Annotated in this window: 13 protein-coding genes; 6 read left to right on the top strand and 7 right to left on the bottom strand. The window is 72.8% G+C overall.

The window, feature by feature from the left end; genetic code table 11:
* The 3 genes from IRY44_RS28990 to IRY44_RS28980 form a co-directional block, all read left to right on the top strand.
* Positions 1 to 321, top strand: a 321-nt coding sequence (locus tag IRY44_RS28990; protein WP_228533024.1) for a hypothetical protein, incomplete at its 5' end; no start/stop codon positions are given.
* A gap of 237 nt (positions 322 to 558) precedes the next feature.
* Positions 559 to 1,233 (top strand): HAD family hydrolase, encoded by a 675-nt coding sequence (locus IRY44_RS28985; protein WP_194803326.1) that lies wholly within the window; start codon positions 559 to 561, stop codon positions 1,231 to 1,233.
* A gap of 76 nt (positions 1,234 to 1,309) precedes the next feature.
* A complete protein-coding gene (locus tag IRY44_RS28980) occupies positions 1,310 to 2,413 on the top strand; it encodes a calcium:proton antiporter (RefSeq protein WP_228533023.1) in 1,104 nt (367 codons plus the stop codon).
* Between the two features lie 37 nt (positions 2,414 to 2,450).
* On the opposite strand, the gene IRY44_RS28975 is transcribed toward IRY44_RS28980, so the two are convergent.
* A complete protein-coding gene (locus IRY44_RS28975) occupies positions 2,451 to 2,924 on the bottom strand; it encodes a hypothetical protein (RefSeq protein WP_269697788.1) in 474 nt (157 codons plus the stop codon).
* A gap of 110 nt (positions 2,925 to 3,034) precedes the next feature.
* Here IRY44_RS28975 and IRY44_RS28970 point away from each other — a divergent pair, with 110 nt between their 5' ends.
* Complete coding sequence (locus IRY44_RS28970; RefSeq protein ID WP_194803323.1) at positions 3,035 to 4,318, top strand: MFS transporter; 1,284 nt, start codon at positions 3,035 to 3,037, stop codon at positions 4,316 to 4,318.
* A gap of 57 nt (positions 4,319 to 4,375) precedes the next feature.
* On the opposite strand, the gene IRY44_RS28965 is transcribed toward IRY44_RS28970, so the two are convergent.
* The 3 genes from IRY44_RS28965 to IRY44_RS28955 form a co-directional block, all read right to left on the bottom strand.
* A complete protein-coding gene (locus IRY44_RS28965; RefSeq protein ID WP_194803322.1) occupies positions 4,376 to 6,118 on the bottom strand; it encodes a bifunctional UDP-sugar hydrolase/5'-nucleotidase in 1,743 nt (580 codons plus the stop codon).
* 401 nt (positions 6,119 to 6,519) lie between these two features.
* Positions 6,520 to 7,212, bottom strand: coding sequence for a histone deacetylase (locus IRY44_RS28960; protein WP_194803321.1), 693 nt, complete (start codon positions 7,210 to 7,212; stop codon positions 6,520 to 6,522).
* 12 nt (positions 7,213 to 7,224) lie between these two features.
* On the bottom strand, positions 7,225 to 8,004 hold the full coding sequence (locus IRY44_RS28955; RefSeq protein WP_194803320.1) for a phosphodiesterase: 780 nt from the start codon (positions 8,002 to 8,004) through the stop codon (positions 7,225 to 7,227).
* A gap of 178 nt (positions 8,005 to 8,182) precedes the next feature.
* Here IRY44_RS28955 and IRY44_RS28950 point away from each other — a divergent pair, with 178 nt between their 5' ends.
* Positions 8,183 to 9,640, top strand: coding sequence for a diguanylate cyclase domain-containing protein (locus tag IRY44_RS28950; RefSeq protein ID WP_194803319.1), 1,458 nt, complete (start codon positions 8,183 to 8,185; stop codon positions 9,638 to 9,640).
* A 154-nt stretch (positions 9,641 to 9,794) separates the two neighbouring features.
* Here the strand turns inward: IRY44_RS28950 and IRY44_RS28945 are convergent, their stop codons facing one another.
* Both IRY44_RS28945 and IRY44_RS28940 read right to left on the bottom strand, forming a co-directional pair.
* Positions 9,795 to 10,856, bottom strand: coding sequence for an aspartate-semialdehyde dehydrogenase (locus tag IRY44_RS28945; RefSeq protein ID WP_194803318.1), 1,062 nt, complete (start codon positions 10,854 to 10,856; stop codon positions 9,795 to 9,797).
* Positions 10,857 to 10,862: 6 nt separating this feature from the next.
* Positions 10,863 to 12,128, bottom strand: coding sequence for an aspartate kinase (locus IRY44_RS28940; protein WP_091330618.1), 1,266 nt, complete (start codon positions 12,126 to 12,128; stop codon positions 10,863 to 10,865).
* Between the two features lie 238 nt (positions 12,129 to 12,366).
* Between IRY44_RS28940 and IRY44_RS28935 the strand changes: the two genes are divergently transcribed.
* Positions 12,367 to 13,128, top strand: coding sequence for a hypothetical protein (locus IRY44_RS28935; protein WP_370585034.1), 762 nt, complete (start codon positions 12,367 to 12,369; stop codon positions 13,126 to 13,128).
* A 10-nt stretch (positions 13,129 to 13,138) separates the two neighbouring features.
* Here IRY44_RS28935 and IRY44_RS28930 read toward each other — a convergent pair whose 3' ends face one another.
* Positions 13,139 to 14,125: a DUF5937 family protein gene (locus IRY44_RS28930; protein WP_194803317.1), complete on the bottom strand. Its 987-nt coding sequence runs from the start codon at positions 14,123 to 14,125 to the stop codon at positions 13,139 to 13,141.
* Positions 14,126 to 14,140: the final 15 nt, after the last annotated feature.

Here is a 14,140-nt window from a genome sequence, read left to right as displayed (position 1 = left end):
CTACGAGGAATGGAGCAGTACGTGATCTCCGATGAAGACTTCGAGGAGAAGATCGGCAAGTACCTGACCGACGCCTGGGCTCGCGCGCAAGCCGTCGATGATCGACGATCCCACGTCCATCCAGGCGTGGACAAACCTGAAGAAATGACGGCATATGCAACACTCGCACATGCAGACCTCGCGTTGGCGCGGGTATGGGTTGAGATGGCCAAGGCAGCGGCGCAGGCACAGACTGCAAGGGCGTTGACCGAGTTGGCCCGACTGCAAGCCAGCCAGACGGTGGAGGGCAAAGCTCCTACCCCACGAGGGTGGTGGAAGTGAGGCGCAGCCGGGTCGTCACATGCCGGATCTGTACTTCGATCCCTGGCGCCCACTCGCGGAGGCAGCGAGAAGGCACCGCACGTACCGCGTCAGCGCGACACGTGACAACAGATTGAGTGGTCTCCGAGCTGAGGGGCACAGGATGACAACCGGCAACAGCGGTCAGTGGCATCAAGGGCTTCGGATGTGCCCTCCGCGTTTCCCCGGCACCGGTCACCGTCGCAGTAGGATCCCGCCATGCCACGGCCGGTCGTCTTCGACCTCTTCCACACCCTGGTCCACGGCGCCGATGACGAGCGGGACCGGGTGGTCGGCGAGATGGCGCTCGTCGTCGGGGTGGATCCGGCGGCGCTCGTCGCCGCGTACCACGCGACCTGGCGGGACCGCCTCGTCCGCTGGAACGCGGCGGAGACCGTCCGCATCCTCGCCGGGCGCCTCGGTGGTTCGCCCACGGATGAGCAGGTGGCCCGCGCCGCCGCGCACCGGCTGGCGCTCGCCCACCGGGTGCTGGGCCGCGTCCCGGCCGAAACCCTGGACGTGCTCGACGCGCTGCGGCAGCGCGGGCACCGGCTGGCCCTGATCAGCAACGCCACCTCGGAGACGGCCGAGGTGTGGCCGGGCGGCCCGCTCGCACGGCGGTTCGACGTCACGGTGTTCTCCTGCGAGGCCGGGCTGGCGAAGCCGGATCCGGCGATCTACCGCGCCGCCGCGCAGCGGCTGGGCGTCGCGCCGGCCGACTGCGTGTACGTGGGCGACGGCGCGGACGGCGAGCTGGCCGGTGCGGCGGCGGCCGGCATGACGGTGCTCCGGACCACCGAACACCAGGACACCGATCCGGGCTGGATCGGACCGGTGATCGCGAACCTCCGTGACCTGCCCACCCACCTGGGGCAACCGGCGTCGATCGAATAGATCCACAGGACTGCCCGAAGCCACCCCGCCACGCGCGGTTGACCCCGCTGCCTGGCAAAGTATGCGCATGCCGCCGATGATCCGATCCCGCCTGACCGATTGGACCACCGTCGCGCCCCTGGTCGCCGTGCTCGTGCTCGTGATGACCTGGGGACGGGAGCTGCCCGGCCCGCTCATCTTCGTGGTGGCGGGCCTGCTCGCGGCGGCCGTACTGGCGGCTGTCCACCACGCCGAGGTGGTCGCCCACAAGGTCGGTGAACCGTACGGGTCACTCGTGCTCGCGGTGGCGGTCACCGTGATCGAAGTCGGTCTGATCGTCACACTGATGATCAGCGGTGGCGACAAGACGCAGGCGCTCGCGCGGGACACCGTCTTCGCCGCCGTCATGATCACCTGTAACGGCATCCTCGGCCTGTCGCTGCTACTCGGCGCGCTGCGGCGAAAGGTGGCGGTCTTCAATCCGGAGGGCACCGGCGGGGCGCTCGCCACGGTGGCCACGCTCGCCACGCTCAGCATGGTGGTGCCGACGTTCACCACGAGCCGGCCGGGCCCGGAGTTCTCCCCCGCGCAGCTCGCCTTCGCGGCGGTCGCCTCGCTCGCGCTCTACCTGCTGTTCGTCATGGTGCAGACCGGTCGGCACCGCGACTACTTCCTCCCGGTCACGCAGGAGGGCAGCATCCTCGCCGAGGACAGGACCGGCGACGGGCACGCCGAGCCGCCGTCCACCCGTACCGCGCTGGCCAGCCTGGCGCTGCTGGTGGTGGCGCTCGTCGCGGTGGTCGGCGACGCGAAGACGATCTCCCCGGCGATCGAGACGGCGGTCAGCGCGGCGAACCTGCCGCAGGCGTTCGTCGGTGTGGTCATCGCGCTGCTGGTGCTGCTGCCGGAGACGCTCGCCGCGGCCCGGGCGGCCCGGCGGGACCGGGTGCAGATCAGCCTCAACCTCGCGCTCGGCTCGGCGATGGCCAGCATCGGCCTGACCATCCCGGCCATCGCGATCGCCTCGATCTGGCTGGACGGGCCGCTGGTGCTGGGCCTGGGCGGCACCCAGATGACGTTGCTGGCGCTGACCGCGGTGACGGCGGTGCTCACCGTCGTGCCGGGCCGGGCGACTGTGCTCCAGGGCGGCGTGCACCTGGTGCTGCTCGCCGCGTTCGTCTTCCTGGCCGCCAGCCCGTGAGCGGGCCCACCGCCGGGCCGCGCGCCGACAAGGACCGTCAGTCGTGCATCTCCGTCCGCGCCACCTCGGCAAACGCGGCCGTCAGGTACTCGGCGAACGGCCGCCCGTTGACCGACAGCAGGTCGGCCACCAGCAGCGGCGCGTGCCGGGCGATCGCCGCCGGGTCGGGCGGGTTCTCGTCGTCACCCGGGTCGTAGACGCCGAGCGCTCCGGCCAGCAGCACCAGCAGCACGTGCGGGTCGACGTCGGGCCACCAGGTCGCCGCCGACCGGACGCACTGCTCGAGCACCTGCCGTACGTCGTCGCCGTCCAGCCCGTCCGGGTGCCCCTCCTCCAGCAGCAGCCGGACCACGCCGCCGAGCACCAGCCCGGACCGGTCGGCGGCGGCCAGCCGCTCGACGGCCGGGGCGTACGCCTCGGCGTCGTGGGCCTGCGCGGCGCTCACCGCGTCGGTGGCCGTCTCGGCGATCTCGCGGGCCGGAGCGGGCAGGTGCCGCCAGGTCGTCGTCACCGGGTCAGCATGGCAGAGCACGTGTGCTCGCTCACCCTCCGGCCCGGCGACCGCGTGTGTAAGGGGTAAACGGGTCGCGGTCGTCGTACCCGCCGAACAGAATCCCTGCCATGCTGCGCCGCGCCCTGCCCGCCCGTCCCGAAGCCCGCCGGATCCTGCTCGGCACGTTGTTCTCCGCTGTCGGGCGCGGCCTCACCCTGCCGTTCCTGTTCATCTACCTCACCGACGTACGCGGCCTGACCGACACCCGGGCCGGGTTGGTGATCGGCTGGTTCGGCGCTGTCACGCTGGCTCTCTCGCCGCTGGCCGGCACGTTCATCGACCGGTTCGGCGCGCGCCGGGTGGTGCTGCCCTGCCTGGTGATCGAGGCGATCGGCACCGGCTCGCTGGCGCTCGTCGACTCGACCGCGTCGGCGTTCGGCGTGATGACGCTGATCGCCGTCGGCAGCTCGGCGATCTGGGCCGGGCAGAACACGATCCTCGCCTCGCTGACCGACGACGGCGAGCGGCAGCGCGTCTTCGGGCTCAACTTCGCGCTGCTCAACCTTGGTATCGGCACCGGCGGCCTGATCTCCGGCGCGGTGGTCGACGTGGCCCGTCCGTTCACCTTCGAGGTGATCTACCTGCTGGACGCGGTGAGCTACCTGACCCCCGCGCTGATCCTGCTCACGCTGCCGCACGTCGGACGCCTTCCGGCCGTGGCCGCCGGCGCGAAGGCTGACGACCGGAGGACCGGCGGCTACCTCACGGTGCTGCGGGACCGGCCGTTCCGCCGCCTGGTCGTCTTCGGCCTGGTGCTCACCACCTGCGGGTACGCGCAGATCGAGGTGGGCTTCGCGGCGTACTCGGTCCGGGTGGTCGAGGTGACGCCCCGGGTGGTGGCGTGGGCGCTGGCCGCGAACACCGTGATGATCGTGCTCTCCCAGTTGCTGGTGATCCGGCGGCTGGAGGGGCGCAGCCGTACCCGTGCACTCGCCACCGTCGGCGCTGTCTTCGCCGGCGCGTGGCTGGTGCTCGGCGCGGCGGGGGTGGTGGGCAGCGGCAACGCGGTGCTCGCGGCGCTCGGCGTGGTGGCCTGCTCGGCGATCTTCGGGTTCGGCGAGACGATGCTGTCGCCGGTCATGCCCGCGCTCACCAACGCGCTCGCCACCGACGAGCTTCGCGGCCGGTACAACGCGATGAGCTCGATGATCTTCGGAATCAGCGGTGTGGTCGGCCCGGTCACCGCCGGCCCGCTGATCGGCGCGGCGAACGGCCGGGTCTGGGTGGCTGTGGTGGTGGGCGGCTGCCTGGCCGCCTCGGTGCTCGCGCTGTCGCTGCGTCCGCTGCTCACCGCCGCACAGGACGGCCGCCTGACGGCCACCGAGGCACCCGAGCCGGCCCGGGTCGGCTGACACGCGAACGGGCCCCGGAGCGAACGCTCCGGGGCCCGTCGGCGGTGCGGTCGGCCGTCAGCCGGCCGCGACCTCGGTGGTCGTGCGGATCCGGTCCAGCGCCGGCGGGGAGACCGGCGACTTCTCGGTCAGGTACGCGGTGAAGGCGTCCAGGTCGATCTGGCCGGTCACCGCGTTGGTGCCGCCGGTCAGGACGCTGAAGCCGTCGCCGCCACCGGCGAGGAAGTTGTTCACGGTGACCCGGTAGGTGGCGGTGTCAGTCACCGGGGTGCCGTTGATGGTGAGGCTGCCCCGGACCACGCGGGTGCCGGCGCACGGGGTGCCGGCCGGCGCGGTGGTGCCGTTGACGTCGACGACGTAGTTGACGGTCGAGGACGCGTAGAGCACGCGCGCCACCGTGAACTGCTGCTCCAGCATGCAGTAGAGCTGCGCGCCGGTCAGGTCGAGCGTCACCAGGTTGTTGGCGAACGGCTGCACGGTGAACGCCTCGGCGTAGGTGACCGGGCCGGCGTCGAGGTCGGCGCGGACGCCACCGGGGTTCATGAACGCGGCGACCGCGTTCTGCTCGGTGTCGGTGGCGGCGAGTTGCGCGTCGGCGATCACGTTGCCCAGCGGCGACTCACCGGTCTGGTACGTCGGCTTGCCGTTGACGTCGACCCCGGTCTGGTACAGGTTCTCCTGGGTCTTGGTGATCGCGGCGGTGGTCTCGCCGACGACCCGGTCGGCCACCGGGCCGAGCGCGGTCTTGTACCGGTTGATCAGGTCGGTCGAGGGCTGGTCCGGCTTGACGTCCCGGGTGACCACCACGTTGTTGGCGGATGCGCTCACCACGTCGCGGGTACGCGGGTCGATCTTCAGGTCGATCTGGGTGACCAGGCGGCCGAACGAGCTGGCGCTGGTGACCAGCTTGTTGTTGATGTTGCAGTTGTACGCGGCGTGGGTGTGCCCGCTGACGATCACGTCGATGGACGGGTCCATCCGGTTGGCGATGTCGACGATCGGGCCGCTGAAGCCGGTGCAGTCGTTGATGCCGCCGCCGTTCTGCACGCCGCCCTCGTGCAGCAGCACGACGATGCTCTTGACCCCGAGCAGGCGCAGGATCTTGGCGTACTTGTTGGCGGTGTCGGCCTCGTCGGTGAACCGCAGCCCGGCGACGCCCTGCTGGCTGACGATGTTCGGGGTGCCCTCAAGGGTCATCCCGATGAAGCCGATCGGGACACCCTTGACGATCTTGATGCCGAACGGCTGCATCAGCGGCAGGCCGGTGGAGGTCTTGAAGGCGTTCGCCGAGAGGTACGAGAACTTGGCGCCGCCGAACGGGGTGCCGTCGGCGCAGCCGTCCACCGGGTGGCAGCCGCCGCGCTGCATGCGCAGCAGCTCGGCCGCGCCCTCGTCGAACTCGTGGTTGCCGACGCTCGCGAACTCCAGCCCGGCGAGGTTCATCTCCTCGATGGTGGGCTCGTCGTGGAACGCGGCGGACAGCAGCGGCGAGGCGCCGATCAGGTCACCGGCGGCGACGGTGACGGTGCCCTTGCCCTGCTTCTTGGCCTCGGCGCGCATCGACTTCAGGTGGCTGGCCAGGTATTCCGCGCCACCGGCCAGTTGGCCGTCGATGCTGCCGCTGGAACCGGTCGGCGGCTCCAGGTTGCCGTGGAAGTCGTTGATCGCGAGCAACTGGACGTCGACCGGCTTCGGGCGGGCCTCGGCCTGGTCGGGGGTGACGGCGACAGCGGTGAACGCGGTCGCGGCGAGTGCGGCCAGGCCGACGGCGGCCCGGCGTCGCATCCCGGTGACGGACATGGAACTCCTCGTGAGATGCCGGTATGTGGCGTCCGGGCGATGGTGCGCCCGGCGACCCTGGTCCGTGCCGTGACAGGTGTCGATCGCGGAGGGCGGTACTCGGGGGAACGCCGCCCCGCCGGGGTAGCTTCTCATCCACCGGCCGCCAGGTCGAACGGGGTGGCATCAGGAATCGTCGCTGCCTCGGGCGGCCCGTACCGGTCTGCCGGACGAGTCGGACATGACGGTCAGGTGAAATTCCGCGCGGCGCACGCTGCCGGTGCCCGCCGCCGTCGAAGGCGCCGGCTCCCAGGGACAGGGAGCCGGCGCCGACGCTCATGTCACGCGGAATTCGTTGCGCTGGCAACCGTCCTTGCCGGAATCACCTCCTGCCGGACACCCATCGCGGACCGAACGGTCGTTCATGTACGACGGCCCGGCATATCGAGCGAACTGTCCGAACTCGACTCACTGCCGGGCGTGCCGGTTGGAAACCCGCTGTGAGCGGCGGCGACCAACGTGCGCAACGCCGGCCGGGTCCACCGCCCGGCGACCCCCGGCCGGCCCGCCAGGTAGCCGACGGTCTGCGCGGCGTCCCAGCCGTGCGCCTCGCGCAGCCCGCGCGCCAGCATTCCGAGATAGATCGGCGCGGGGCGGGTCCACCGCACCTCCACCGCCCGGTGCGGCGCGGTGAACGTGAGTATCGGCAGGCCCTCGTGGACGCCGACGCGCAGCAGCGTCTCGTAGCGGCCCGGCCCGAGCCTCGCCCGCCCGGTCTCGACCGCCGCGAGGATCCCGGCCAGGTCGGCGCCGGGCGGCCGGTACATCTCCTGCGCGGCGATGTCCGCGAACTGCTCGACTGTCACCAGGTAGCCGCGCGCCGCCGCCCGCCCGGGCAACAGCGGGTCGTAGAACGCCATGCCGCCGGTCCAGGCCCGCGACTCGCCGGCGAAGTAGACGCCGCCGTCAATCAGCACCGGAACCGTCCGGCGTGGCGGCCGGCGGTCCCGGCAGCCGGGGTACGTGCGCAGCCCGCCCGGTGGACACCCGCCACGCAGATACCAGTCGAGCCGCGCGGCGTACAGGTTCGAGCCGTACGCGACGTACCAGAGCATCGGCGGCGCGACTCAGAACCAGCAGGTGCGCCCGGCGGCGTGGCTGACCTGGACGGTGTGCGTCACGCAGCCGCCGCCGGCGATCAGGTGCAGCAGGAAGGCTGTGGGCTCGGCGACGAACCCCGGCTCCTCCTCCTCGGTCATGCTGAGGCTCACCTGGATCCAGGTGCTCGGCGCGGTGGTCAGCACCGTACCGGCGAACGCGCTCGTCACCTGACGGTGCAGGTGACCCGCGGCGACGCGTACGACATGGGGGTGACGGCCGACCACGGCGGCGAGCGCGTCGGCGTCGGCGAGGCCCATCGCGTCCATGCCCGGCACGCCCACGGCGACCGGCGGATGGTGCAGGCACACGACGGCGGGCGCGTCGGTGCGCCCGGCGAGCACCCCGTCCAGCCAGGCGAGCTGCTCGTCGCCGAGCCGCCCGCCGGGGCTGCCCGGGGTGAGCGAGTCGAGCACCACGAGCGTCGCGTCCGGCAGGTCGACGTGGTAGTGCGCCGAGAAGCCACCGGCCAGGTAGGGGGTGCCGCCGAACGTGTCGAGCAGCGACTCGCGGTCGTCGTGGTTGCCGGTCACCAGGTGCACAGGCAGCGGGAACGCGCCGACGATCTCGCGCAGGGCGAGGTATTCGTCCGGGCGGCCGTTGGCGGTGAGATCACCGGTGATCACCACGCAGTCGGGCCGGGGCCGCAGCGCGAGCACCGTGCCGAGCGCCCGGTGCAGCCCGGACGCCGGGTCGGCCGCGAGCGGGCCGGTGGTCACGTGCGGGTCGCTGAGCTGGGCGATGAGCATCGGCCGCCTCCTCGGGTGCCCGGGCCTTCACGCTATCGCCGCGCGGCCTCCCCGCGCAGGCCCGATTCTGCCCACAGGCTGCGTCCACAGCCTGTGGATAGCACATGTGTACGAAGGTCGGTGGCGGTTGCGCTGAGTACGCTTGATCGCGACCCGACCCCCTCCGAGCAGGAACGACGTGGACCACGAGCGAGTCCTCCGCGACGTCACGGTGCGCCTCCCCACGGCGTCGACCGTCCCGGAGGCGTGCCAGTGGACCGTCGCCGCGCTCGCCCGGCACACCCCGGCGACCGCCACCGTCCTGCTGCGCGTCCACGACCGTCTGCGCTGCGTCGCCGCGACCGGTGCCTGGCAGGTCTTCTCGCACGTGCCGGCCACCGCCGACGGCGCCCCGCCGGGCCGCCACCGGCCCGAACCCTCTGTGGTGCGGCGGGTCTACGCCTCCGGGATCACCGCCGCCGTGCCCGACGTCGGCGCCGACCCCGACTACCTCGAGGTCCGCCCGGACGTCACCGCCGAACTCTGCGTGCCGGTACGCGACCCGGACGGCCGTCCGATCGGGGTGCTCGACCTCCAGTGGAGCGAGCCGGTCGTGCTCGCGGCGTGGCGGGAGACAGCAGAACTGGTGGCCGACCGCCTCGGCGGGCGGCTCGCCGCGCTCGGCGGGCCGCCGGCCGAGAGCCGCAGCGAGAAGCTGCTCCGGCACGCCGCCGCGTTCACCGCCGCGCCGACCGACTGGGACCTGATGACCGCCGCGCTCGCCGCGGCCCGGGACGTGTCGGCGCTCTCCGCCGCCGTGCTGGTGCTCACCGGCCGGCGCGGCCCGCGCCTCGGCGCGCCCACCGGCACCCCGGGCGACCTGGAGGCACGGATCCGGGCCGAGCTGGACGAGGCCGGACCGGTAGCGCTGGACCGCATGATCGACCGGGCCCACCGGTACGGCTCGGCGTACACGCTGGGCGAGGCGGGCCACCCGCCCACCGACGAGTACCTGCCGCTGACCCGGGCCGGCGCGCGCACGCTGGTGGCGGTGCCGGTCGGCACACCGGCCTCCGGTGGGGTGCTGCTCGTGGCCGACGAGCAGCGCCTGCGACCCGACCCGACCACTGTCAACCTGATCGAGCTGCTCGCCGGGCAGGCGTGGACCTGCCTGGACCGGCTGCGTACGCTCGCCCGGCTGCGCGAGGAGGCCAGCTCGGACCCGCTCACCGGCCTGCGGCACACCGGCCCGTTCGGGCAGCGGATCGCCACCGCGACGCCGGGGCGTACCGCGCTGCTGGCGATCGACGTGGACGGGTTCAAGGACGTCAACGACACGTACGGCCACCAGGCCGGCGACCGGCTGCTGGTGGGGCTGGCCCGGGCCCTGGAGGGCGCGTTGCGCCAGGGCGACGAGCTGTACCGGACCGGCGGCGACGAGTTCGTGGCGGTGATCGAGGTGAGCCGCCCGGAGGAGGCGGTCCGGATCGCCGAACGGCTCACCGAGGCGGCCCGCCGTACCGGCCGGACGATCAGCGTCGGCGTCGCCCTGCCGCGACCCGGCGAGTCCCCCGAGCGCACCCTGCACCGAGCCGACCAGGCCCTCTACGCGGTGAAGCGCCACGGCCGAGACGGAGTCCACCTCTCCGCCGCCTGACCCACCCCGCCCTCTCCCCGCCTCCCCCCTCTCCCAGCCGTCGATCATGGAGTTGGCGGTGACAAATCGGGCGGTGATTGCCGTCAACTTCATGATCGACGGGCTCTGGGCGGGCGCGGCGCGGAGGCGCGGGGGCGGGGGCGGGGGCGGGGCTTTATGGGCGGGTCAGGTCCTTGGCCAGGAGTTCGGCTATCTGGGCGGTGTTGAGGGCGGCGCCCTTGCGGAGGTTGTCGCCGGTCACGAACAGGTCGAGGGCTCTCGGGTCGTCGACCGCTCGGCGGATGCGGCCCACCCACGACGGGTCGGTGCCGACCGCGTCGATCGGCATCGGGAACTCCCCGGCCGCCGGGTCGTCGACCAGGATCACGCCCGGCGCGTTGCGCAGCACCTCGCGGGCACCCTCGGCGTCCACCTCGGTGGCGAAGACCGCGTGCACGGCGACCGAGTGACCGGTCACCACCGGTACCCGTACGCAGGTGGCGGACACCTTGAGGTCGGGCAGCCCGAGGATCTTGCGCGACTCGTTGCGCAGCTTCATCTCCTCCGACGACCAGCCGCCGTCCGCCAGCGAGCCCGCCCACGGGACGACGTTGAGCGCCAGCGGCGCCGGGAACGGACCCAGCTCGTCACCGACCGCCTGTCGCACGTCACCGGCCCGGGAACCGAGCACCCGATCGCCGGCGATCTTGCCGAGCTGGAGGTGCAGCGCGTCCACACCGGCCTGCCCCGCCCCGGAGACCGCCTGGTACGACGCGAGCACCAGCTCGCGCAGGCCGTACTCGCGGTGCAGCGGCGCGACCGCCACGATCATCGCCAGCGTGGTGCAGTTGGCGTTGGCGATGATCCCCTTGGGCCGGTTGCGTACCTGCTCGGGGTTGATCTCGGGGACCACGAGCGGGACGTCGCGGTCCATCCGGAACGCGCCGGAGTTGTCCACCACCACCGCGCCGCGCGCGGCGGCGACCGGGGCCCACTGCGCGGAGACGTCGTCCGGCACGTCGAACATCGCCACGTCGACGCCGTCGAGCGCGTCGGCGGTGAGCGCCTGGACGGTCAGTTCCTCGCCCCGGCACTGCATGCGCCGGCCGGCCGACCGCTCGGAGGCGAGCAGCCGGATCTCGCCCCACACGTTGCGCCGGGAGGAGAGGATCTGGCACATCACCGTACCGACGGCACCTGTCGCCCCGACCACGGCGAGGGTGGGCAGCGACGCCACGGCGCGTTACCGCCCGGTGCCGGCGTAGACGACGGCTTCGGTGTCACCACCCAGCTCGAAGGCGTCGTGGATGGCGCGGACCGCCTTGTCCAGGTCGGTGTCGCGGCAGACCACGGAGACCCGGATCTCCGACGTGGAGATCATCTCGATGTTCACGCCGGCCGCGCCGAGGGCGGCGAAGAAGCCGGCGGCCACGCCCGGGTGCGAGCGCATGCCCGCGCCGATCAGCGAGACCTTGCCGACGTGGTCGTCGTACAGCAGGCCCTTGAACTTGACCGACTCCTGGATCTTGCTGAGCGCGGTCATCGCGGTCGGGCCGTCGGCCTTGGGCAGCGTGAACGAGATGTCCGTGCGACCGGTGCCCTCGGTGGACACGTTCTGCACGATCATGTCGATGTTGATCTCCGCGCCGGCCACGGTGTCGAAGATCGCCGCGGCGGCGCCCGGCTCGTCGGGCACGCCGACGATCGTGATCTTCGCTTCGCTGCGGTCGTGGGCGACCCCGGTGATCAGTGCCTGTTCCACAGGAAGGTCCTCCATCGATCCGGTGACCATCGTGCCGGTGTTGGTCGAGTATGACGAACGGACGTGGATCGGCAAGCCCGCGCGCCGCGCGTACTCGACGCTGCGCAGGTGCAGCACCTTCGCGCCGCAGGCGGCCAGCTCCAGCATCTCCTCGTAGGTGATCTGCTTGATGTGCCGGGCGTTCGGCACGATGCGCGGGTCGGCGGTGAAGATGCCGTCCACGTCGGTGTAGATCTCGCAGACGTCCGCCTCCAGCGCGGCGGCGAGCGCCACTGCGGTGGTGTCCGAGCCGCCCCGCCCGAGCGTGGTCACGTCCTTGGTGTCCTGCGAGACGCCCTGGAAGCCGGCCACGATGACCACCGCGCCCTCGTCCAGCGCGCCCTTGAGCCGCCCCGGGGTCACGTCGATGATCCGGGCCCGGCCGTGCACCGAGGTGGTGATCACGCCGGCCTGGGAACCGGTGAACGAGCGGGCTTCGTACCCCAGGTTGTGGATGGCCATGGCGAGCAGCGCCATGGAGATCCGCTCCCCGGCGGTGAGCAGCATGTCCAGCTCGCGGCCCGGCGGCAGCGGGCTGACCTGGTTGGCCAGGTCGAGCAGCTCGTCGGTGGTGTCACCCATGGCGGACACCACCACCACCACGTCGTCGCCGGCCTTGCGCGCGGCCACGATGCGCTCGGCCACCCGCTTGATCCGCTCGGCGTTGGCGACGGAGGACCCGCCGTACTTCTGCACCACGAGTGCCACGACGGTGCACTCCCTCCCAGCGACGACCCTGAGCGTGCCGACGCCGCCGGCGCTCTCGGTCCGGCGGCGCGTGTCAGACCGCCTCAGCCTATCGGGCGGCCCGCGACGCCGGGTCGGGTGATCCCACCATCCGGCCCCGGCGTGGGGCGGCTCACCAGCCCGGAAGGACGCGACACGCCAAGCGGTACAGCCGTACGGTGGGCTGACCGGAGCCGTGTCCACGACGCAGAATGAGCCGGTGCACGCTCATCGACGTGCGGCCCGCCTGACCGGCGTGGTCGCACTCACCCTGCCGGTACTGCTGGCCGCCTGCGACGGCGGCACTCCCGAGGCGGCGCCCACCGGCACCGCCGACCCGGTCCCGGTGCAGGTCGACGCCGCCCGCGAGGAACTGGCCGGGCTGGCCGCCGCGGCGCAGGACCGGCACCTCACCGCCACGTACGCGTTCGCGCCCACCGAAGGCTCCCCCCGCACGGTTGCCTTCACCAGCGCCAACGACGGCAGCTGGCGGGTCGACGTGCCCGGCTGGGGACACGCCGGCACGGTGGACGTCTCGCTCGCCGGCACCTCGGACGGGCTGTTCCAGTGCGCGCTGCCCTCGGCCGGCTGGACCCAGGCGGCGACCTGCGTGCGCCTCGGCGACGCCGACGACGCCGTGCCGCGCCGGCTCGACCCCCGGGTACAGCACCCGTTCACCGACTGGCTGGAGGTGCTGACCGACAGGCGCGCGCCGCTCGCGGTCTCCCCCGCCGAGCCGCTGCCCGGCACCGGCGGCCCGTGCTACACGGTCGACAGCACCTCGGCGTCGCTGAACGCGCCGCTCGACGTGGGTATCTACTGCTTCCGGGAGGACGGCACACCGGCGGCGGTACGGGCCGGGTTCGGCACGCTGACGCTGACCGGCGAGCCCGGCGCCGCGCCGGGCACCGTCGAGCTGGCCGGCGCGGTGACCGACGGCGAGCCGGTCAGCCGGGACGCCCCGAGCCCCGGCACGCCCTGACGCGTCCCGCTCAGCAGCCCCGCGCCGCGCGGAGCAACGCGGCACCCACCTCGCTGTTGCGGTAGAGCACGTGCCGCCCGGCCCGGGACCGGGTGACCAGACCGGCGGCGTGCAGCGCGGAGAGGTGCTGGGACACGTTCCCGGCGGACAGCCCGGTGAGCCGGGCGAGGTCCGTGGTGGTCGTCGCCGCGTCGAGCAGGTTCAGCAGGGCGGCCCGGCCGCCGCCGACCACCCGGGCGAGCGCGTCGCCGGCCGGTTCAGGTCCGCGTTCCCACAGCGTCCCGACCGCCCGCACCGGGTACGCCGCGGCGGGCAACGAGTCCTCCAGCAGGTTCCACAGCACCCGCTGGCGGCTGAACACGCTCGGGTTCAACGCCAGCCCTCGCCCCCGCAGGTCGAAGTCCCGCTCGAACGGGTCGTCGCTGACCACCCGGTCGCCGAGCCACCGCAGGTCGGGGTGGAGCCGCTCGAACAGCTTCCCCGTCCCGCCCTCGGCGAGCTGGGCCGCTCGATACGCGACGTCGGCGTCGAGCACCGCCCGCATCCGCGGCCAGTCCGGGGCGATCGCCTCGTCGTACCAGACCCGCATCGCCTCGACGATCCGCGGCAACAGCTCGGCCGGGTCGGCGAGCAACGCCCGCCCGAACGGGCGCAGCGGCCCGCTCGGCGTGGTCGCCAGCAGGTCCCGGACCACCACGTCGGGCGGCGTCGCGGCGATCTGGTCGAGCTGGCCGTCCATCTCCACCCCCGGGCGGGCCGCCGGGGTGAGGAAGTCGGGCAGCCAGCGGCGCGGCAGGGTGAGATGCACCAGCGGAGCGACGCGCTCGGCCACCTCCGGGCGGCGCAGCGTCGCCCGGGCCCGGTCGATCCACGGCAGGTGCACCGGATAGCGGGCCGGAGCGGCGAGCGCCCACATGCTCATGACCGTCTCGTTGGCCGGCGACACACCGAACCGGACGCCCGCGACGTCGGCCGGCGTGAACCGCAACTCGGACATGCGCACCCCCCGATT

It is taken from the genome of Micromonospora sp. ANENR4 (genome assembly GCF_015354395.1).
GTDB lineage: Bacteria > Actinomycetota > Actinomycetes > Mycobacteriales > Micromonosporaceae > Micromonospora > Micromonospora aurantiaca.
The sequence above is the reverse complement of the archived record's forward strand: the minus strand, read 5'-3'. Positions and strand labels throughout refer to the sequence as shown.